This window comes from Amycolatopsis sp. NPDC024027 (genome assembly GCF_040638975.1).
Classification (GTDB): Bacteria; Actinomycetota; Actinomycetes; order Mycobacteriales; family Pseudonocardiaceae; genus Amycolatopsis.
Genome location: NZ_JBEZYY010000001.1, coordinates 365,945 through 385,275 on the forward strand (window position 1 = coordinate 365,945; position 19,331 = coordinate 385,275).

Annotated in this window: 24 protein-coding genes and 1 tRNA gene; 11 read left to right on the plus strand and 14 right to left on the minus strand. The window is 72.1% G+C overall.

Annotated elements, in window-relative coordinates; genetic code table 11:
* Positions 1-31: 31 nt before the first annotated feature.
* Both AB0F52_RS01740 and mscL read left to right on the plus strand, forming a co-directional pair.
* Positions 32-649 carry an SAF domain-containing protein gene (locus AB0F52_RS01740; RefSeq protein WP_360163489.1) on the plus strand — a complete coding sequence of 206 codons (618 nt, stop codon included), beginning with the start codon at positions 32-34 and terminating at the stop codon, positions 647-649.
* Between the two features lie 57 nt (positions 650-706).
* On the plus strand, positions 707-1,123 hold the full coding sequence (gene mscL, locus AB0F52_RS01745) for a large-conductance mechanosensitive channel protein MscL (RefSeq protein ID WP_360163491.1): 417 nt from the start codon (positions 707-709) through the stop codon (positions 1,121-1,123).
* Between the two features lie 6 nt (positions 1,124-1,129).
* Here the strand turns inward: mscL and AB0F52_RS01750 are convergent, their stop codons facing one another.
* Together AB0F52_RS01750 and AB0F52_RS01755 are read right to left on the minus strand one after the other, a co-directional pair.
* Positions 1,130-1,303, minus strand: a complete 174-nt coding sequence (locus tag AB0F52_RS01750; protein ID WP_360163493.1) for a hypothetical protein — start codon at positions 1,301-1,303, stop codon at positions 1,130-1,132.
* Between the two features lie 139 nt (positions 1,304-1,442).
* The gene (locus AB0F52_RS01755; protein ID WP_013230045.1) at positions 1,443-1,943 is read right to left on the minus strand and encodes a molybdenum cofactor biosynthesis protein B; all 501 of its coding nucleotides are present in this window, start codon (positions 1,941-1,943) and stop codon (positions 1,443-1,445) included.
* A gap of 123 nt (positions 1,944-2,066) precedes the next feature.
* Between AB0F52_RS01755 and AB0F52_RS01760 the strand changes: the two genes are divergently transcribed.
* A complete protein-coding gene (locus AB0F52_RS01760) occupies positions 2,067-3,122 on the plus strand; it encodes an NAD-dependent epimerase/dehydratase family protein (RefSeq protein ID WP_360163496.1) in 1,056 nt (351 codons plus the stop codon).
* 2 nt (positions 3,123-3,124) lie between these two features.
* On the opposite strand, the gene AB0F52_RS01765 is transcribed toward AB0F52_RS01760, so the two are convergent.
* Together AB0F52_RS01765 and AB0F52_RS01770 are read right to left on the minus strand one after the other, a co-directional pair.
* A complete protein-coding gene (locus AB0F52_RS01765) occupies positions 3,125-3,388 on the minus strand; it encodes a hypothetical protein (protein WP_360163498.1) in 264 nt (87 codons plus the stop codon).
* Positions 3,389-3,404: 16 nt separating this feature from the next.
* The gene (locus tag AB0F52_RS01770) at positions 3,405-3,674 is read right to left on the minus strand and encodes a hypothetical protein (protein ID WP_360164627.1); all 270 of its coding nucleotides are present in this window, start codon (positions 3,672-3,674) and stop codon (positions 3,405-3,407) included.
* Here AB0F52_RS01770 and AB0F52_RS01775 point away from each other — a divergent pair.
* Positions 3,555-3,938, plus strand: a complete 384-nt coding sequence (locus tag AB0F52_RS01775) for a hypothetical protein (protein ID WP_360164575.1) — start codon at positions 3,555-3,557, stop codon at positions 3,936-3,938. The two genes, AB0F52_RS01770 and AB0F52_RS01775, sit on opposite strands and share 120 nt — an antisense overlap.
* 51 nt (positions 3,939-3,989) lie before the next feature.
* A protein-coding gene (locus AB0F52_RS01780; RefSeq protein ID WP_360163500.1) for an IS5 family transposase occupies positions 3,990-4,822 on the plus strand; the annotation gives its coding sequence in 2 pieces (ribosomal slippage) (positions 3,990-4,338 and positions 4,338-4,822; 834 coding nt in all).
* A 17-nt stretch (positions 4,823-4,839) separates the two neighbouring features.
* Here the strand turns inward: AB0F52_RS01780 and AB0F52_RS01785 are convergent.
* From AB0F52_RS01785 to AB0F52_RS01795, 3 genes are read right to left on the minus strand one after another with little or no spacing between them, the layout of a single operon-like run.
* Complete coding sequence (locus AB0F52_RS01785; RefSeq protein ID WP_360163502.1) at positions 4,840-5,889, minus strand: HAMP domain-containing sensor histidine kinase; 1,050 nt, start codon at positions 5,887-5,889, stop codon at positions 4,840-4,842.
* Entirely contained in the window at positions 5,886-6,587 is a 702-nt protein-coding gene (locus tag AB0F52_RS01790) for a response regulator transcription factor (protein WP_360163504.1), read from the minus strand. The genes AB0F52_RS01785 and AB0F52_RS01790 overlap by 4 nt, the downstream gene beginning before the upstream one ends.
* Positions 6,588-6,597: 10 nt before the next feature.
* Positions 6,598-7,992, minus strand: a complete 1,395-nt coding sequence (locus tag AB0F52_RS01795) for a hypothetical protein (RefSeq protein ID WP_360163506.1) — start codon at positions 7,990-7,992, stop codon at positions 6,598-6,600.
* Positions 7,993-8,151: 159 nt separating this feature from the next.
* On the opposite strand from AB0F52_RS01795, the gene AB0F52_RS01800 reads away from it, so the two are divergent.
* The 5 genes from AB0F52_RS01800 to AB0F52_RS01820 are packed head-to-tail and all read left to right on the plus strand — an operon-like array spanning position 8,152 to position 11,807.
* On the plus strand, positions 8,152-8,796 hold the full coding sequence (locus tag AB0F52_RS01800) for a glycosyltransferase family 2 protein (protein WP_360164577.1): 645 nt from the start codon (positions 8,152-8,154) through the stop codon (positions 8,794-8,796).
* The gene (locus AB0F52_RS01805) at positions 8,793-9,476 is read left to right on the plus strand and encodes a DUF2064 domain-containing protein (protein WP_360163508.1); all 684 of its coding nucleotides are present in this window, start codon (positions 8,793-8,795) and stop codon (positions 9,474-9,476) included. Before AB0F52_RS01800 ends, AB0F52_RS01805 begins: the two co-directional genes overlap by 4 nt.
* Positions 9,476-10,108: a class I SAM-dependent methyltransferase gene (locus tag AB0F52_RS01810; protein WP_360163510.1), complete on the plus strand. Its 633-nt coding sequence runs from the start codon at positions 9,476-9,478 to the stop codon at positions 10,106-10,108. The genes AB0F52_RS01805 and AB0F52_RS01810 overlap by 1 nt, the downstream gene beginning before the upstream one ends.
* A complete protein-coding gene (locus AB0F52_RS01815) occupies positions 10,105-11,223 on the plus strand; it encodes a molybdopterin-dependent oxidoreductase (protein WP_360163512.1) in 1,119 nt (372 codons plus the stop codon). The genes AB0F52_RS01810 and AB0F52_RS01815 overlap by 4 nt, the downstream gene beginning before the upstream one ends.
* A complete protein-coding gene (locus tag AB0F52_RS01820) occupies positions 11,220-11,807 on the plus strand; it encodes a hypothetical protein (RefSeq protein WP_360163514.1) in 588 nt (195 codons plus the stop codon). The genes AB0F52_RS01815 and AB0F52_RS01820 overlap by 4 nt, the downstream gene beginning before the upstream one ends.
* A 138-nt stretch (positions 11,808-11,945) precedes the next feature.
* On the opposite strand, the gene AB0F52_RS01825 is transcribed toward AB0F52_RS01820, so the two are convergent.
* From AB0F52_RS01825 to AB0F52_RS01855, 7 genes are all read right to left on the minus strand, one after another.
* Positions 11,946-13,361 carry a trypsin-like peptidase domain-containing protein gene (locus AB0F52_RS01825; RefSeq protein ID WP_360163516.1) on the minus strand — a complete coding sequence of 472 codons (1,416 nt, stop codon included), beginning with the start codon at positions 13,359-13,361 and terminating at the stop codon, positions 11,946-11,948.
* 72 nt (positions 13,362-13,433) lie between these two features.
* A complete protein-coding gene (galT, locus tag AB0F52_RS01830; RefSeq protein ID WP_360163518.1) occupies positions 13,434-14,516 on the minus strand; it encodes a galactose-1-phosphate uridylyltransferase in 1,083 nt (360 codons plus the stop codon).
* Entirely contained in the window at positions 14,513-15,313 is an 801-nt protein-coding gene (locus AB0F52_RS01835) for a DeoR/GlpR family DNA-binding transcription regulator (protein WP_360163520.1), read from the minus strand. Before AB0F52_RS01835 ends, galT begins: the two co-directional genes overlap by 4 nt.
* 222 nt (positions 15,314-15,535) lie before the next feature.
* Positions 15,536-16,945 (minus strand): HAMP domain-containing sensor histidine kinase, encoded by a 1,410-nt coding sequence (locus AB0F52_RS01840; RefSeq protein WP_360163522.1) that lies wholly within the window; start codon positions 16,943-16,945, stop codon positions 15,536-15,538.
* Complete coding sequence (locus tag AB0F52_RS01845) at positions 16,942-17,634, minus strand: response regulator transcription factor (RefSeq protein ID WP_103336822.1); 693 nt, start codon at positions 17,632-17,634, stop codon at positions 16,942-16,944. The genes AB0F52_RS01840 and AB0F52_RS01845 overlap by 4 nt, the downstream gene beginning before the upstream one ends.
* A 66-nt stretch (positions 17,635-17,700) precedes the next feature.
* The gene (locus tag AB0F52_RS01850) at positions 17,701-18,309 is read right to left on the minus strand and encodes a TRIC cation channel family protein (RefSeq protein WP_360163524.1); all 609 of its coding nucleotides are present in this window, start codon (positions 18,307-18,309) and stop codon (positions 17,701-17,703) included.
* On the minus strand, positions 18,310-18,963 hold the full coding sequence (locus tag AB0F52_RS01855; RefSeq protein WP_013230063.1) for a response regulator transcription factor: 654 nt from the start codon (positions 18,961-18,963) through the stop codon (positions 18,310-18,312). It abuts the gene before it with no gap.
* 273 nt (positions 18,964-19,236) lie between these two features.
* Here AB0F52_RS01855 and AB0F52_RS01860 point away from each other — a divergent pair.
* Positions 19,237-19,309 (plus strand) — tRNA-Arg (locus AB0F52_RS01860).
* The last annotated feature ends 22 nt before the right edge of the window (positions 19,310-19,331 follow it).

A 19,331-nucleotide genomic window follows, 5' to 3' on the forward strand; every position in this document is an offset into this window, starting at 1 on the left:
CCGCCGCACCCGATCCGGCCGAGGGGGCCCCGTGGACATCCTGCTCAAGCTCCGCCCGCTACATCTGACCCGGCCGCAGAGCCGGCGGACGCGGCTCATCCGCCGCTGGCTCGCCGTCGGCTTGTTCGTGGTGGGCGCGGTGCTTCTGGTCCACCCCGGCTCCGCGCGAGGCGCACCGACCGTCCTCGCGGCACATGACCTTCCTTCCGGCGCGACCCTGCGGGCCGCCGATGTCCGGCTGGCCGACCTCTCCGACGAAGCACGCCCGATGGGCGTGTTGAGCACCCTCGACGCCGTCGACGGGCGCCTGCTGGCGGGCGCCGTCCGGGCCGGTGAACCGCTGACCGACGTCCGGCTGGCGACGGTCCCCGCCCCGGGTGATCCCGGCACCGCGACCGTGCCGGTCCGGCTGGCCGACGTGGCCGTCGCCGCTCTGCTCCGGCCCGGCCAACGCGTCGACGTCATCGCGGCGCCGGAGCCGGCCGCGCCGGCCTCCGTGCTCGCCGCTGGGGCGACGGTCGTGACGGTCGGGCACCAGGAGCCTGCCGCGCCCAAGGGGCCGCTGGTGCTGCTCCGGCTGCCGGAAGCAGCCGCGACGAGGGTGGCGGCGATTTCACTGGAGCGTCCGGTAACGGTTACTCTCCGCTAGCCCACGCCCGCCGAGACGGGCGCGGGCGTCCCCGTTCCGGTTCGTGAGGAGAGCAAGGTGCTCAAAGGTTTCAAGGACTTCCTGATGCGCGGCAACGTCGTCGACCTCGCCGTGGCGGTGGTCATCGGCTCGGCGTTCACGGCGATCGTCACGGCGTTCACCAACGGCCTGATCAAGCCGCTGATCAGCACGATCGGCGGCACGGACGCCGCGAACGGTCTCGGGTACCAGATCTTCGACAACAACAAAGCCACGTTCCTGGACTTCGGCGGCGTGATCAACGCGGCGGTCAACTTCGTGCTGGTCGCGGCGGTGGTCTACTTCGTGATCGTGATGCCGGTCAAGAAGGTGCAGGAGCGCCGCAAGCGCGGCCAGGAGCCGGGCCCGTCGGAGCCGACGGACGTGGAGCTGCTGATGGAGATCCGCGACCTGCTGCGTGCCCAGCAGACCCAGCGCGGCACCGACCGCGACTGACCGAGGTCAGCGGTCGTGGTGCGGTGGCCGGTTCTCCCGGTACCAGTCGTCCGGGAGACCGGTGCGCCGCCCGGGATCGCGCTCGTCGGAGGTCGTCTCGGGCAGGACGTCCCCGAAGATCTCATCGACCCGGCGGCGCTGCTCGCTGCTGGTCTTGGGATCGCGTTCCTGGCCTGCCATACCCCCAGTCTCCCACGACACGGTGTTTGACAACTCCAGAGCGAATGCCAACGGCACGGCCGCGGCGCCGGTCCGCGGTGAAGCCGGGCCGCGCGAGCGCCCCTCCGGCCGGAGAGGCGCCGCTCCAGCCCGCGGGAGATCAGACTTCTTCGAGGCCCGAAAGTTCGTCGATCACGTGCGGAACGAGCGAGGTCAGTGTCGCCATCCCGTCGCGGACCGCGGACCGCGACCCGGCCAGGTTGACCACGAGCGTGCTGCCCGACACCCCGGCGAGCCCGCGCGAGATCCCGGCGTCGACGGCGCCGGCGGCCAGCCCGGACGCGCGGATGGCCTCGCTGATGCCCGGGATGGGCCGGTCGAGCACACCGGCGGTGGCGTCCGGAGTCCGGTCACGCGGCAGCACACCGGTGCCGCCGACGGTGATCACCAGGTCGGCGCCGCCGATGACGGCGGTGTTGAGCGCGTTGCGGATACCCGCGGTCTCGGCCTCCACGACCACGACACCGTCGACGATGAAGCCCGCTTCTTCGAGCAGCTCCGTGACCAGCGGGCCAGTGGTGTCCTCGTGCTCGCCGTGCGCCACGCGATCGTCCACGATGACCACGAGGGCCCGGCCCAGCCGTTGTGCACTCCGTTCCATGGCGCCCACCGTAGCCGGTTTCGGCGGGCGGGCGCCGGGAGGTGCCGGGTGAGTTCTGACGATTCGGTGACGTGAGGCCGCAGGCTCCGGCGAGCCCCGGCGAAGGCCCCTAGCGTGGCCGGGGTGCGCGTACTGGTCACCGGCGGAGCCGGGTTCATCGGGTCTCACATCGCCGACCTCCTGGCCGACGGCGGTGACGACGTCGTGGTGCTGGACAACCTCCTCCCCACGGCCCACGGCTCCAGCTCCCCACCGCCGTACACGGGCAGGCACCGGTTCCTGCGCGGCGACGTCACCGACACCGAGATCGTCGCGGAGCTGCTGGACGGCGTCGACGCGGTCTGCCACCAGGCGGCAGTGGTCGGCCACGGGATCGACCCGTCGGACGCACCCTCGTACGCCATGCACAACGACTACGGCACGGCGGTGCTGCTGGCCGGAATGCACGCGGCCGGCGTCCGGAAGCTGGTGCTGGCCTCGTCGATGGTCGTCTACGGCGAAGGCCGCTACGCGTGCCCGGACCACGGCGTGGTGACGCCTTCGCCACGCCGCCGGTCCGATGTGGACGCCGGCCGGTTCGAGCTACGCTGCCCGTCGTGCGAAGCGGAGCTGAGCTGGCAGCTGGTGCCCGAGGACGCGCCGCTGAACCCCCGCAGCACGTACGCGGCGACGAAGCTGGCCCAGGAACACCTGGCCGGCGCCTGGGCCCGGCAGACGGGCGGCACGGTGTGGGCGATGCGCTACCACAACGTGTACGGCCCGCGGATGCCCCAGAACACGCCGTACGCGGGAGTCGCGTCCCTCTTCCGCTCGTCCTTGGCCCGCGGCGAGGCGCCCCGGGTGCTGGAAGACGGCGGCCAGCAGCGCGACTTCGTCCACGTCCACGACGTGGCGAGGGCCAACGTCCTGGCCCTGCACACGGAAGGCCCGGCAGCCGAAATAGCTCCGCTGAACATCTGCTCCGGCACCCCGCACACGGTGGGCGACCTGGCCACGGAGCTGGCCCGAGCCAGCGGGGGCCCGGCCCCGGAGGTGATCGGCGGCGCCCGCCCGGCCGACGTCCGCCACGTCGTCGCGGACCCGGCCCGTGCCCGCGAGCTGCTGGGTTTCACGGCGGAAATCGGGTTCACCAAGGGCATCGCGGACTTCGCCACGGCGGAACTGCGTGACCCGGTCTGACTTCAGCCGGTGAACGCCGGCAAGACGGTCAGGCTGTCTTCGTAGAAGTGGTACCGGGTGATCACCCGGTGGTCGACGGTCAGGTGGAGAGCACAGCGGGCGGTGTAGGGCCGGCCGGTGGCCTGCACCGTCTGGCGGATGTCACCGAGCACCACGGCGTCGCGGCCGTCGACCAGGACCCGCGGTGTCACCCCGCCCCGCTCCCCGTGGAAGGCGGCGAGCGCGCGGAAGTGGCCGGCGATCCGGTCCGGATCCTCCTCGGCCAAGCGGCCGAGGACTCGGTCACGGCGGCACGCTCGCTTCCGCACCGGTGAAACTGGCAATCGCGCCGGATCCGGCCGCGTACGCGCCGGCGATCCAGGCCGTGAGGGCGTCGTGTCCCCGGTGCTCGGCTACCTGCGCTGGGCACAGCCGCACGAGATCAGCCGGGTCGTGCAGCCACACGGCCTGGTCCTGAAGGCCGGCAACTGGTACCTCGTGGCACGCGGCGACGAGCGGTTCCGCATCTACGGGATCGTCGACGTGGCCATCCTGCGCGTTCGACCGTGCCAAAGGGTTCGACCTGGCCGGCCATGGAGAGAGCTACCTCGCGCCCTTCGACCGGCGACGGCACCGGGGCACCGCGGTCGTCCGGCTCTCCCGTCGCGGTCTCGCCCGGCTGTCACCCCTGCTGAAACCGGCCGCGAAGGGCTGGACCGAGGTCGAAACCCCATCGGGTCGGTCGAAGCGGCCGTGCCCGAACTCCTGAAGCTCGGCGCGGACATCGAACTCCGGACGGCGCTCGTCCGGACCCTGCGCGCGATGAGCCACACCTAAGACCGCATCTCATTTGGTTGTGTTGCTGGGTGGGCGATATCTTGATCAACGATGACCGATGTGGAGAAGTGGTGTCCAGAGCCGTTGTGGCTGCTGGCGTACCCGCTGTTGCCCGATGCGCCGCAACGCCACCAGGGCGGAGGTCGACGTCGCCTCGACGATCGTGCGGTGCTGGCCGCGATCCTGTACGTGCTGCAGACCGGTTGTGCCTGGTCAGCACTGCCAGCCTCGTTCGGGGTCAGCGCTGCGACCGCGCATCGCCGGTTCACCGAATGGGTCGAGGCGGAGGTGTTCGCCCGGCTGCACCAGATGATGCTGGACTTGCTCGGTTCTGCCGGGGCGATCGACTGGTCACGAGCGTCGGTGGACGCGATGCAGGTCAGGGCGGTAAAAGGGGGGATCTGACCGGCCCCAGCCCGGTTGACCGGGGCAAGCCGGGTTCGAAGATTCACGCGATGAGCGAGCGTGGTGGCATCCCGTTGGCGGTGGTCATCTCCGCGGCCAACCGCAATGACCACCTGACGTTCGAGGCGGTGGTCGATGCGGTCGCGCCGATCGCCGGGCCGGTCGGACGGCCGCGGCGCCGGCCGCACAAGCTGCACGCGGACAAGGGCTACGACTACCCGGCCTGCTGGAAGGCCCTGCGCGCGCGGGGCATCGTCGCCCGGATCGCCCGCCGGGGTATCGAGTCGGCCAAGCGGCTGGGACGTTATCGGTACGTCATCGAGCGGACCTTGGAGTGGGTTTCCCGGTTCCGTCGGCTGGCACGTCGCTACGAGCGCAAGGCTGCCCACTTCCTGGGCTTCGCCCAGCTGGCCTGCGCAATGATCTGCTGCCGCCGGGCGATCAAGCTGGATCTTCTAGCCCACAAGAACCCCAAATGAGATGTGGTCTAAGGCGTCTAGGGCATCGCGAGCGGCAGTCGCACCTCGAAGCGGCACCCCGGCCCGTGGTTGTGCACCCCGATCCGCCCGCGGTGCGCCTCGACCAGCCCCTTGGCGATGGCCAGGCCGAGCCCGCCCCCACTGGTCGTCCCGCCGCGTTCGGGCGTCCGCGCCTGCGTCCCGCGGAAAGCCACGTCGAAGACCCGGGTGATCTCGTCGTCCGGAATGCCGCCGCAGGAGTCGTCCACGGCGAGCAGAGCCTCGTCACCGTCGACGCCGATCTGCACCGCCACCGTCCCGTCGGGCGGGGTGTGCCGGATCGCGTTGGAGACCAGGTTCCGCACGATCCGGGCCAGTTCCGGGTCGCTGCCGGTCACCACCGGCCAGGTCGACGCCCTCGCGAGAACCCGGACCCGCTTCCGGTGGGCCACCGGCGCCTGGGCGGCCACGGCGTCGCTCACGACGTCCCGCAGCGGCACCGCGGACATCGTGAGCTCCAGGGCCCCCGCGGTGATCCGCGAAAGCTCGAACAGGTCGCCGACCATCGCGGACAGCCGCCGGGTCTCGCCGCTGATCCGCTGGGCGTAATCGGCGACCTCGTCGCGTTCGGACACCACGCCGTCGGCCAGTGCTTCGGCCATCGCCTGGATCCCGGCCAGCGGGCTGCGCAGGTCGTGGCTGATCCAGGCCACCAGTTCGCGCCGCGACGCCTCGGCGGCGCGTTCGCGCTCGCGTGCCTCGCGTTCCCACACGCTGCGGCGCGCGATGGCCCGGCCGAGGATGATCGCCGCGGGCACGGTGACCAGCCCGACGAGCAGGCAGACCAGGAGCATCGTGGTCAGCGCCGGGGTGAACATGAACCCGCTGATCCCCAGGACGCCGACCAGCGTGGCGAGCACCGGGATCAGCACCAGCACCGTGAGCGTGGTGGCCAGCGAACCGCGGCGCAGGACGTACAACGCCACGCCGCCCAGCGCCGCGACCGGCAGCGAGAACATCAACGCGAACGGCAGGATGTGCCAGAGGTGCGTCAGCATCTCGGGCAAGGGCTCGCCCGAACCGATCATGGCTGCTCCCGGTCGTAGCGGTAGCCGACACCCCACACGGTCGCCACCCGGGTCGGCTTGGCCGGGTCGCGCTCGATCTTCTCGCGCAACCGTCGCACGTGGACGGTCACAGTGGACTGATCGCCGAAGTCCCAGCTCCACACCTTTTCGAGCAGGTCCGCGCGCGAGTACGCCACGCCGGGATGGGCCAGGAAGAACGCCAGCAGGTCGAACTCCCGGGTGGTCAGCGGCAGTTCACGGCCGCGGAGGGTCGCGGTGCGCGCTTTCATCTGCAGGCGCAGGTCGCCGTCCACGAGCTCGGCGGCGGCCGGCTCCGGGCGTGGCATCCGGGCCCGGCGCAGCACCGAGGCCACGCGGAGGGCGAGTTCCTTGGGACTGAACGGTTTCGTCACGTAGTCGTCGGCGCCGAGCTGGAGGCCGGCGATGCGGTTCTCCTCCTCGCCGAGGGCGGTGAGCATGACGATCGGCACCTGGCTGACCTGGCGCAGCCGCTTGCACACCTCCAGGCCGTTGATCCCGGGCATCATGACGTCGAGCACGACCAGGTCGGGCTCGTGGGCGGCGAACTTCGCCAGCCCCTCGGCGCCGTTGCCGGCCATGTCGACGGTGAACCCGGCCACCTCGAGGTAGCGGCGGACGACGTCGCGGACCGTCTCGTCGTCGTCGACCACGAGCACGCGTCCGGCCTGATCGCTCATCACGTCTCCCTCACCAGCCCGTCAGCAGCAGGTGGTTGACCGCCAGCGCCGTCGCCGCCTGCGCGGCCAGCCACCATTGGCGCCCGGGTCGCGGCAACAGCGCCGTCAACGGCAGCAACCACACCCCGAACGGTAGCCAGATCCGTTCGGTCTCGGCTTTCGACAGGCCCGAGACGTCGGCGAAGAGGATGGCGGCCAGGGCGGCGAGGCCGAGCAGGAGCACCGGATCGGTGAGCAAGGCCCGGCGCGGAGCCCCGAACCCTCGCCGGACGGCGGCCACGACGGCGGGGCCGAGCGCGACGGTCACCGCGGCGAGGTCGGCCCACACCCAGTACGAGTAGGGCCGGACCAGCGCCACCCCCTGGTAGTAGCGCTCGACGACCAGGTGATAGCCGTCGAGCCACCAGAAACCCGCCCAGGCGAAGACGCCGACGACGGCGAGGGCCGCGACGATCGCCAGTGCCGCCGCCCGCCACTGCCGGCCGAGGACGGCGACGGCCAGGGCGAGCAGGCCGAGCAGCACCAGGCCGTACGACAGGAAGATCCCGAAGCCGAGCAGCACCCCGGCGGCCAGCCCGGCCGGAACGGCGTACCGGCGGCCGTGGGTGAACCCCGTCGCGGACAGCGCGAGCAGCGCCAGCCCGGTGGCGGTCACCCCGGCGAAAAGACCGTCCGCCGAGACGCCGATCCACACCGCGCCCGGGGTGAGGACGGCGAACGGCAGCACCGCGCGGGCCGCCTCGGGCCGGCCGAGCAGGGCGACCGTGGCCGGCACGGCCACCGCGACCAGGCTGCCTGCGAGGACCACGGCCGTGGCCGCCCACGCGCCGCCGTGCAGCCCGAGCCGGTCCAGCCAGACGAAGACGAGCGTCGCGCCCGGCGGGTGGCCGGACACGTGCGTCGTCCACGATTCGGGCCGGAAGTCGAGGATGCGGGAGGAGAACTCGCGCAGCATCAGCGGGATGTCGGTGATCCCCGGGACCTCGTGGAGGTACTCCTGGGGAATGGTCAGGTGCCCGGCGAACCCCCGCGCCCAGCCGTCGACCATGGTCAGCGAGAAGATCCAGGTGAGCGAGGCGAGATAGCCGGCGGCGAGCGCGCGGCGCCACGGGAGGCGGGCGGCCAGCGCCGGGCCGTGGAGCACCACCGCGACCGCGACGAGCACGGCGAACACCGAGCCCGGGCCGACGTGCGGCAGCCAGTCGGCGAACAGCGGCGGCGCGGACACGAAGATGATCACGCCGGAGTGCGGCCGGTTGTAGTAGAGGCCGACCGCGGTGGCCGCGGCGACGAGCACCACCGCCGCGGCGACGGCAAGGAGGTCGGCGCGGCGGCCGGAGACCGGGGCTTCGGATTCGCGGGCAGGCGGCTCGGCGAGCCGGGCTGCCGAGGTCGGCTCGCTCATCGTCGTCCACCCTAGGGTCACGGCGGGTGATCCGCGCCCGGGGAACCGGAGCCGTAACGACGCGGTAAGAACTCGTCCGATGTCATGATTCGGTAAGCCCCGCAAGGGTTCTGCGACGTTTCGGACGGCCTTACGGTCGGCGCCGTGACTGACTTGGAAGTGGACGTCGTCCTCCCTTGCCTCGACGAAGCGGGTGCCCTCCCCGCCGTACTGGCCGGCTTGCCGCCGGGCTACCGCGCGATCGTGGTCGACAACGGCTCGGCCGACGGCTCGCCGGAAGTGGCGGCCTCGCTCGGCGCGAAGGTCGTCCACGAGCCGCGCCGCGGCTACGGCGCGGCCGTGCACGCGGGGCTGGAAGCCGCCACCGCGGACATCGTGTGCTTCGCCGACGCCGACGGGTCCCTGGACCTCGCCGACCTGCCGCGCCTGGTGACCGCGGTCGAACGCGGCGCGGACCTGGCCGTCGGACGCCGGGTGCCGACCGGCCCCGGGGTGTGGCCGTGGCACGCGCGGCTGGGCAACGTCGTGCTGGCGACGCTGTTGCGCAGCCGCGGGCTGCCGGTGCGGGACATCGCGCCCCTGCGCGCCGCGGACCGGCTCGCCCTGCTCCGCCTGGACGTCACCGACCGCGCGTTCGGCTACCCCCTGGAGCTGCTGATCAAGGCCCAGCGCGCCGGGTGGCGGGTCAGCGAGTTCGACGTCCGCTACGGCGAGCGCGCCAAAGGGACGAAGTCGAAGGTGTCCGGGTCGGTGCGGGGCACGCTGCGCGCGGTCCGCGACTTCGGGCGGGTGCTGGCCCGATGACCCGTCCGTTCATCCTGCTGGTGGTGGCCAAGGCGCCCGTCCCGGGACTGGCCAAGACCCGGCTGTGCCCGCCCGCCACCCCGGCTCAGGCGGCCGAGATCGCCGCGGCCGCGTTGCTCGACACGCTCGACGCCGTCTGCGCGGTGCCCGGCGCCGAGCCCGTCGTCGCGATGACCGGCGACCTCGGCGCGGCCGCCCGGCCCATCGAAATCGGCATGGCGCTCCGCCACGTCACCACGATCCCGCAGCGTGGCCACGATTTCGGCGCCCGGCTGGCGAACGCCCACGCGGACGCCGCCCAGGTGCACGCCGGCCTGCCGGTACTCCAGATCGGCATGGACACCCCGCAGGTCACGCCGGAGTCGCTCGCCGCGGCCGCCGCACCGGTCCTGCACGGCGGCCACGACTCGGTGCTCGGGCCGGCCGCGGACGGCGGCTGGTGGGCGCTGGGCCTCGCCGAGCCGCGGCACGCGCAGGCCCTCGCGGACGTCCCGATGTCCCGCGAAGACACCGGCGAGCGCACCCTGCGCGCCCTCACGGCGTGCGGGTTGCGGCCGCGCCGCGCCGCCCTGCTGTCCGATGTGGACACCATGGCGGACGCCCGGTCGGTGGCGGCGGCGTGCCCGGGCGGCCGGTTCGCCCGGGCCGTCGCGGCGGTCGTCGGACGGGCGGTGGCGTGATGACGGCTCCGGTGAGCACCGGCCACGAGTTCGACCGCGGCCTGCTCGGCCACCAGTGCTGGCTCGAGCTGGCCAGCGGCGAGCGGATCGAGCTGGCGGTGGAACGCTGGGCGGAACCGTCCGAAGGCGACGATGTCCTGCTCGACGCCTGCTCCGGCCCCACGATCGACCTCGGGTGCGGGCCCGGCAGGCTCACCGCGGCGCTGGCCGGGCGCGGAGTCGTCGCGCTGGGCGTGGACAGCTCGCGCACGGCCGTCAGGCTGACCCGGCGCCGCGGTGGAAGCGCCTTGCAGCGCAACCTCTTCGACCGCCTGCCCGGCGAAGGGCGGTGGCGGCACGCCCTGCTCGCGGACGGCAACATCGGCATCGGCGGCGACCCGGCCGCGCTGTTGCGGCGCACGGCGCGGCTGGTCGCACCGGGCGGCGACATCCTCGTCGAGCTGGAGCCGCCCGGGCGAGGCCTGCGGCACGAGCGGGTCCGGCTCCGGCCCGGCCACGCCGACGTCGCCTGGTTCACCTGGGCCTGGGTCGGGGTCGAAGCGATCGCCGAGGTCGCCGCGCGCGCCGGGTTGCGCGTCGACTGGACCGCCCGGCACGGACACCGCTGGTTCGCGCGATTGGAGCGGCCGTGAAGCTCCCGGTTCCGGCAGAAGAACAGTTCCAGGCCCCGGCGCACCACGAACGCGTGACGTCGAGGATCGGCCTGGCGCTGGCGATCACGTTCACGACGTGCTTCGTGACGGGACTGATCAGCCACCTGATCCAGCACCCGCCGGGGTGGTTCTCCTGGCCCAGCCGCCCGATCGGGCTCTACCGCGTCACCCAGGGGCTGCACGTGATCTCCGGCGTGGCGTCGATCCCGTTGCTGCTGGCGAAACTGTGGAGTGTCTACCCGAAGCTGTTCGGCCGGCCGCTCGTCCGCTCGCTGCCGCACGCCCTGGAGCGGCTGTCGATCCTGGTGCTGTCCGGTGCGGCGTTCTTCGAGCTGACGACCGGGCTGCTGAACGTCGCGCAGAACTACCCTTGGGGCTTTTACTTCCCCCAGGTGCACTACGCGGTCGCGTGGCTGGCGATCGGCTCGATCCTGGTGCACGTCGCGGTGAAGCTGCCGATCATCCGCCGCGCCCTGAGCCGGACCGCCACCGCGGCGGAGGCGCCGGCCGAGGGGCTGTCCCGGCGGGGTTTCCTGGTGACCACCGGGCTGGCGACCGGTGTCGCGGTCGTCGCCACCGCGGGCGCGACGGTCCCGTTCCTGCGCGGCGTCTCCGCCCTGTCCTGGAGGTCCGGCAAGGGCACGCAGGACCTGCCGGTGAACCGCACGGCGGCGGCCGCGGGTGTCACGTGGTCGCCGGCCTGGCGGCTTTCGGTGGTGACCCCGCGCGGCACGATGAAGTTCTCGCTCGACGAGCTGCGCGCCCTCCCGCAAACGACGGCGGAGCTCCCGATCGCGTGCGTGGAGGGCTGGAGCCAGTCGGCCATCTGGCGCGGAATCTCCCTGCCCACGCTCCTGAAGGCCGCCGGCGCGGCACCGGGCACGGCGGTCCGGGTGTCCTCTGCGGAGCGTGGCGGGCTGTACGGCGTCAGCGTGCTCCCCGGCGAACACACGGCCGACGAGCTGACGTTGCTGGCCTTGGAGCTGAACGGCGAGGTCCTCGCCCCCGACCACGGCTTCCCCTGCCGGATCATCGCCCCGAACCGCCCCGGCGTGCTGCAGACGAAGTGGGTCACGAAGCTGGAGGCGCTGTGAAGTCCGCCCGAGTGCTCCTCGCGTTGCCGGGGCTCGCGGCCCTGGCGTGGGGTGTGGTGCTGTTCGCCGAGTACGCGCTGCCCTTGCGTCCGGACGTCTTCGGGACGGTCGGCTGGATCATCGGCGGCCCGATCCTCAACGACGCGGTCATCGCCCCGCTGACGGCCCTGCTCGGCATCGTCCTGTCCCGCGTCCTGCGGCACCCGTGGAGGACCCCGGTGGTGGCCGGCACGGTCATCACCGGGGTCCTGGCGATCCTGGCCTTCCCGCTCTTCTGGCGCCCGTACGGAACCGCACCAATGCCCGGCCTCCACGACACCAATCCGGCCCCCGCCCTGGCCCTCACCCTGGCCGCGGTCTGGCTGGCGGTGCTCCTGACCGCCCTCCGCCACCGTCTCATCCCCCGCCCCACCCGTGTCGTCCCCCCAATCACGCGTGATGCCCCTCCAATCACGCGAGATGCCTCCCCAATCACGCGAGATACCCCTCCAGGCACGCAAGATGCCCATCCCAGCACGCCAACCGACCCCCCAGGCACGCCGGCCGACCTCCCCGGTACGCCGGCCGACCGTCCCGGCCCCTGACCCCGGGCACAAATGCGGCCACGCGCGACCGGCATCGAGTGCCTGGTCGCGCGTGGCCTTGTGGGTCCGGCCCCGAAGTCGGGGGTCGAGCCGAAGTTGGTCTCGGCCGCGCCAGGGCGGCCGAGCGTCTGAACCGGGTCAGTTGGGCTGGACGGGTTGCCCGCCGAACGTCACCTCGGCCGTGCGGCCGTCGGCGAGCGTGAACGTCGCCTTCTCGTCCGGGGCCCGGGTGCGGACCGCCGCGACCAGTGTGTCGGCCGAGTCGATCGGCCGCTCGTCGATCTTGGTGACGACGTCGCCCGCCTTCAGGCCGGCCTTCTCCGCCGGGCTGCCGGGCTTGATGGCGCCGAGCTCGGCGCCGCCCTGCGGGGCGTCCTTGACCTCCGCGCCGATGTAGGTCTGCACCGCCTGGCCGGTCTTGATGATCGTGTCCGCGGTGCGGCGGGCCTGGTCGATCGGGATGGCGAAGCCGATGCCGACGTTGCCGCCTTCGGACGCGCCCTGGCCCTGGCCACCGGACGCCGACTGCGGGCTGTAGATCGCGGAGTTGATGCCGATGACCTGGCCGGACATGTTCGCCAGTGGCCCACCCGAGTTGCCCGGGTTGATCGCCGCGTCGGTCTGGACCGCGTCCATCACCGTGGTCTGGTCGCCGCTGCTGCCGCCCGCGCGCACCGGCCGGTGCAGCGAGCTGACGATGCCCGAGGTGACCGTGCCGGCCAGCTCGAACGGCGAGCCGATGGCCACCACCGACTGGCCGACCCGCAGGTCGTCGGAGCGGCCGAGCTCGACCGGGGTCAGGTTGCCGACACCGGTGACCTTGACGACCGCGATGTCGGTCGTCGGGTCGCGGCCGACGACCTTGGCGGCGGCCTTCTTGCCGTCCTGGAACACCGCCTGGATCTGCCCGCCGTTCGCGGCGACCTCGACGACGTGGTTGTTCGTCAGGATGTAGCCGTCGGTGCTGATGACGAACCCGGAGCCTTCGCCGGCCCCCTGCTGCCCGCTGACCTGCAGCTCGACGACGCTCGGCGACAGCTTCTGCGCGACGGCCTCGACCGAGCCGGCGGGCGCGTTGCCCGTCTGCTGGGCCGGCTTCGGCGCGTTGAGCGCGTTGCCGGCCGGGCCGGACGACCCGGCGGTGAAGTACCCGACCGTCCCGCCCGCGATGCCGCCGACCAGCAGCGCGACCAGCGCGACGCCGGCGAGCAGCTTCCCGCCGGACCGCTTGGGCTCCGGCGCGGCCACGGGGTAGCCGGACGTGCCGGGCTGCCCGTACGGGTTCGGCGGCGGGTAGACGCTCTGCTGGGTCGGGCCGGACGGCATCTGCGCACCCTGGGCGGACCACGGGTTCGAGGCCTGCCCGCCGTACGCCGGATCGGCCCCGGTCACCGCGTGGTAGGACGGCTCGGAGTACTGCGGCGCACCGCCGGACTCGGGCTGGGCCTGCTCACCGTACGGGTGCCCCGCCCAACCGCCCTGGGCCGGCTGCTGGCCGGTTTCGGGGTGCCGCGGGGTCGCGGGGTCGTGCGCGCTGGGGTCGTTCTCGGTCATGTCCTCACCTTGCGCGATGGTCCTGAGAGGTTCCTGAGCCGAACCTGTGCATCGGAGATGAGTATGCCGGGATCAGCCCGCCGCGCGGAGCCGTTCCGCGATCTGCTCCGGCGTCGCGTCGTTGATCCACACCGCCATGCCCGACTCGGACCCCGCCAGGTACTTCAGCTTGTCCTTCGCGCGCAGCACGGAGAACAGCTCCAGGTGCAGCCAGCCGAGCTCCCGGTCGCGGTGCACCGGCGCCTGGTGCCACGCCGCGATGTACGGCAGCGGCCGGTCGTACAGCGTGTCGCAGCGGCGCAGCACGTCGAGGTAGACGCTCGCGAAGTCGTCGCGCTCGGCATCGGTCAGCGCCGGGATGTCCGGGACCTGCCGGTGCGGCACGATCTGCACCTGGACCGGCCAGCGCGCCGCCGGCGGCACGTACGCCGTCCAGTGCTCGCCCGAGGTCACCACGCGCGCGCCGGACTTGCGTTCGGCGGCGAGCACGTCCCCGAGCACCGGGCGGCCGTGTTCGGCCTGGTAGGCGCGGGCGACGTCGAGCATCCGCTCGGTCTTCGGGGTGACGAACGGGTAGCCGTAGATCTGCCCGTGCGGGTGCGACAGCGTGACGCCGATTTCCTCGCCGCGGTTCTCGAACGGGAAGACCTGCTCGACGCCGGGGACCGCGGACAACCCGGTCGTGCGGTCCGCCCACGCGTCCACCACGGCCCGCACCTGCTCGGCACTCAACTGCGCGAAGGATCCGTCGTGGTTGCTCGTGAAGCAGACGACCTCGCAGCGGCCGCGGCCGGGCCGCACCGGCACCAGCCCGAAACCATCCACAGTGGACGGCTCGCCGACGACGTCCTCGGCGAAGGACGGGAACCGGTTCTCGAAGACGACGACGTCGTAGTCGCTTTCGGGGATCTCGCTCGGTTTGCCGGGCTTGCTCGGGCACAGCGGGCAGAGGTCCGCCGGCGGCTTGTAGGTCCGCGTCTGCCGGTGCGCGGCCATCGCGACCCACTCGCCGGTCAGCGGGTCCAGCCGGATCTCCGACGCGGCCGAAACCGGCGGCAGGTCACGGGTGTCCTCGGCGACGCGGTCGGGCGCGCCGGGCTGGTCGAAGTAGATGATCTCCCGGCCGTCGGCCAGGTGTCGTACGGTGCGCTTCACGCTTCTTGGGCCTCGTCCGTCTCCGCCGTCTCGGCGATCATGAGTTCTCCCGCCCGTTCGGCGAGAATTTCCTTGGCCTCGTCGGAAATTCCGTCATCGGTGACGACGACGTCGGCCTCGTCCAGGTCGGCGATCGTCGAGATCCCGACGGTGCCCCACTTCGTGTGGTCGGCGAGCACGACCAGCTTGCGCCCGGCCTCGACCAGCGCGCGGTCGGTCTCGCTCTCGGTGAGGTTCGGGGTCGTGAACCCCGGGCCGTCGAACATCCCGTGCACGCCGAGGAAGACCGCGTCCAGGTGCAGCGACCGCAGGCTGTGCACGGCGACCGGCCCGACCAGCGCGTCCGACGGGGTCCGCACCCCGCCGGTGAGCACGACCGTGCGGTCCGGCTGCGTCGACCCGCGGAGCACGTCGGCGACCTGGATCGAGTTGGTCACGATGGTGAGCCCGGGGATGGCGTCGAGCGCCCGCGCCAGCGTCCACGTGGTGGTGCCGGCGGAGATGCCGATCGCGGTGCCGGGCCGGATCAGCGTCGCGGCGAGTTCGGCGATGGCTTCCTTCTGCGCCCGCTGGCGCACGGACTTGGCCTCGAAGCCGGGTTCGTCGGTGCTCTTGCCGACGACCGAAGTGGCGCCGCCGTACACCTTTTCGACGAGTCCGCGGCCGGCGAGGACGTCGAGGTCGCGACGCACCGTCATGTCGGACACGCCCAGCCTGGTCACGAGGTCGCTGACGCGGACCGCACCGGTCCGGCGTGCCTCTTCCAGGATCACCGCCTGTCGCTGACGCGCCAGCACCGTTCACTCCGTCCGTCGGACCTCAACCACACAAAATCCTACACGATTCAACATGAGATCCGCAGGGCCAGCGAGGGTGAACTTCGAAACACCAGGTCATGACGTGGCAGGAACGGACGTCCCCTGCCCCAGCCGAACAACGGCGGCGGACGAGCCGGGTCATGAGCGCACCGGCGACCGCCGCGAGCAGGCAACGGCCGGCCGGCTCGCGACGGGTCCGGATCAGCCGGGCGCCCCCGGCAGCCGGATCGTCATCAACGCGCCGCCTTCGGGCGCCTGCGAGGCGTACACCGCTCCGCCGTGCCGCTCGGCCGCGTGCTTGACGATCGCCAGCCCCAGGCCCGAACCCGGCAGCGTCCGGGCCTCCGACGACCGGTAGAAGCGGTCGAACACCTTGGGCAGGTCCTCTTCGGCGATGCCCGGCCCGGCGTCCGCGACCTCGACCACGGCGGTGCCGTCGCCGAGCGGGTACAGCCGCACCCAGACCGTCGCATCGGGCGGCGAGAACTTGACCGCGTTGTCGAGCAGGTTCAGCACCGCGCGTTCGAGCGAGCTGTTGTCGCCGGTGAGCACCCACGGCTGCAGCGAGACGTCGAAGTTGATCTCGCCCGCGCGCCGCCGCGCCCGGTCGAGCGCCCGCTCGACGACCTCCAGCAGCTCGACGCGCTCGAAGCGCTCGCGCGGCTCGTCCTGGCGCGCGAGCTCGACCAGGTCGCCGATGAGCTGCGTCAGCTCGTCGAGCTGGCCGCTGATGTCCGCGATGATGTCGACGCGGTCCTCGTTCCGCAGTGGCGGCGCGCCCGGTTTGCTCGCGGCGAGCAGCAGCTCGAGGTTGGTGCGCAGCGACGTCAACGGCGTCCGGAGCTCGTGCCCCGCGTCCGCGACCAGCTGGCGCTGGCGTTCCTGTGAGTCCGCGACCGTGCCGAGCATGGTGTTGAAGGTCTGGGTGAGCCGTGCGAGTTCGTCGTCGCCGCTGACCGGGATGGGCCGCAGGTCGCCGGTCCTGGCGACGCGCTCGGCGGCCGACGTCAGCCGGTCGACCGGGCGCAGGCCGGTGCGCGCCACCGCGGTGCCCGCCGCGGCGGCGACCAGGATGCCGGCGCCGCCGATCAGGAAGAGCACCAGCGCGAGCTCGTTCAGCGTGCGCTTGGTCGGGCCCATCGACTGGGCCAGCACGATGGCCTCGCCGTGCCCGGTCGGCAGGGCGACCACGCGGCTATCGGAGCGGAAGTCCGTCCGCAGCGACTCCGCCGAATCGCCGTTCGCGACGGCCAGCTCGTCCGGCCCGAACGGCGGCGGCGAGCTCGACAGCGGGTAGGTCATCACGGCGTGCTGGACGTCGGGCGCCGCGTTGAGCTGCCCGATCTGCAGGTCGGCGCTGGCCAGGAACGCGCCGGGCACCTGCCGCAGCTCGGTCTGCACCTGCGGCGAGTTGGCCGCCGCCTGCGCGCGCGCCAGCAAGCTGTCGTCGAGCTGCTGGTAGAGGTTGCTGCGCACGACCATGTAGGCGCCGATCGACACCAGCGCGACGGCGCCGGCGACGCAGGCGGCCGCGAGCAGCGTCACCCGGCCGCGCAGCGAGAACCGGCGGGCGCCCCAGCGCGTGCCGCGGGGATCGCCCGGTTCGGTCACGGCGGGGTTTCCCTCAGGACGTACCCCACTCCCCGCACCGTGTGGATCAGCCTCGGTTCCCCCTCGGCCTCCGTCTTGCGGCGCAAGTAGCCGACGTAGACCTCCAGCGCGTTGCCCGACGTCGGGAAGTCGTAACCCCATACTTCCTCCAGGATCCGGCCACGCGTGAGGACGTGCTTCGGGTAGGAAAGGAACAGTTCCAGCAGGGCGAATTCGGTCCGGGTCAGGCTGATCTCGCGGTCACCGCGGCGGACCTCCCGCGTGCCGGGGTCCAGCGTCAGGTCCGCGAAGGCCAGCGACTCCGAGGCCTGGCCGTTCTGGCCTTCGGGGACGGCGCGGCGCAGCAGCGCCCGCAGCCGGGCGAGCAGCTCCTCGAGCGCGAAGGGCTTCGGCAGGTAGTCGTCGGCGCCGGCGTCCAGGCCGGAGACCCGGTCGGAGACGGTGTCGCGGGCGGTGAGCACCAGGATCGGCAGGTCGTCACCGGTGCTGCGCAGGCGGCGGGCGACCTCCAGGCCGTCGAGCCGGGGCATCATGACGTCCAGCACCATCGCGTCCGGCCGGTCGGCGATGATCGCCTCCAGGGCCTGCGCACCGTCACTGGCCAGCTGGACCTGGTAGCCGTTGAACTCCAGGGACCGCCGGAGCGACTCACGGACGGCGCGGTCGTCGTCCACCACAAGGATGCGCATGGCGCTAGTTTTACGCAGCGTGCTGAGACCCGCCTAAGAACACACGCAGAACTCACAAAGGATTTCTCACTCGGGACCGCGCGCGACCGGCGCGTTCCAGTGCCGCCAGAGGGCGACCATCCTGATGGAAACCACGACAGCGGCCGCGAGGACGGTCACGAGCCCTTCCGGAAGTTGCAGAGAGTGACCGGAAGCGACGAGCGCCGAGCCGGCGAGCGCGGCCACGGCGTAGATCTCCTTCCGCAGGACGAGCGGGATTTCCCGGAGCAGCAGATCGCGCACGGCCCCGCCGCCGATACCGGTCGTCATCCCGATCAGACACGCGGCGTAGACGGTGGCGCCGGCGTTGAGCGCGATGGTCGTCCCGGCGGTGGCGAAGACGCCGAGCCCGAGCGCGTCCGCCAGGAGAACGCCGCGCCGCAGCCGCGCGACCTGCGGGTGGAAGACGAAGACGACCAGGGCGGTCCCGGCGCAGACGGCGAGGTAGGGCCAGTTCCGCAGCGTCGTGGGCGGGTGGATGCCGAGCAGGACGTCCCGGATGACGCCGCCGCCGAGCGCGGTGGTGAGCCCCACCACGACGACGCCGAAGACATCGAGCCGCGCCCGCACCGCGGCGAGCGCCCCGGACGCGGCGAAGGCGACGAGCCCGACGAACTCCAGCGCCGTGAGCAGCATCTACTGGTCGAGCAGCCCACCGCGGTAGGCCAGCAGCGCGGCCTGCACCCGGTTGGCCGCGCCGATCTTGGAGAGCACGGCGGAGACGTACCCCTTGACGGTGGCTTCGGAGAGGTGCAGCCGCCCGCCGATCTCGGCGTTGGACAGGCCCTGACCGATCAGCGCAACGACTTCACGCTCCCGTTCGGACAGCGAGGCGAGCAGCTTCCGGGCGGGCTGAGCAGCGCGTTGTTCATCCCGGTGCGACTGAACCATCCGAGCGGCCACACCCGGATCCAGCACGGCCCCACCCCGGCTCAGATCCCGCACGGCCCGCAGCAGCGCGGCGGGGTCGATGTCCTTGAGCAGGAAGCCGTTGGCCCCGAGCCGCAGCGCGAGGCTGACGTATTCGTCGATGTCGAAGGTGGTCAGCATGGCCACGGTGGGCGGATCGGGGAGGGCGAGGATGGCCCGGAGAGCGCGAATGCCGTCGTCAGGGGCCCGCATCTTGATGTCGAGCAGGGCCACATCGGGGTGATACCGCCGGGCAACTTCCACGGCGGATCTGCCGTCGCTCGCCTCGCCCACGATCTCGATGTCCTGGGCCCCGGACATCATCGCGCGCAACCCCGAGCGCACCAGTTCCTCGTCGTCGGCGAACATGAGCTTGATCAACGAAGCCCTCCGCAACAGCCAGTAGGAGGCGGCTCCCCGCGTCCCGTTAACGAAGGTTACCTACTGTTGTTCAGCAGTTCGAAACCAGACACGACCAGGTGAGGCACTGGTCCGTCCAGGTCAGGTGCGGTGGGCGGTGCGCCAGGGTGTATCGCCGGGTTCCCAAGACCCGGAGAACCACTCACCTGGGTGACTACGTCCGTCGGGTTGCTCCATCCGTGCCCCTGCTGCTGCGGGTCCCTTCGGCAAGCTAAGCTGACCCGGCAGTAGCAGGCCCTCGTAGCTCAGGGGATAGAGCACCGCTCTCCTAAAGCGGGTGTCGCAGGTTCGAATCCTGCCGGGGGCACAACGTTCCAGCAGCATGAAAC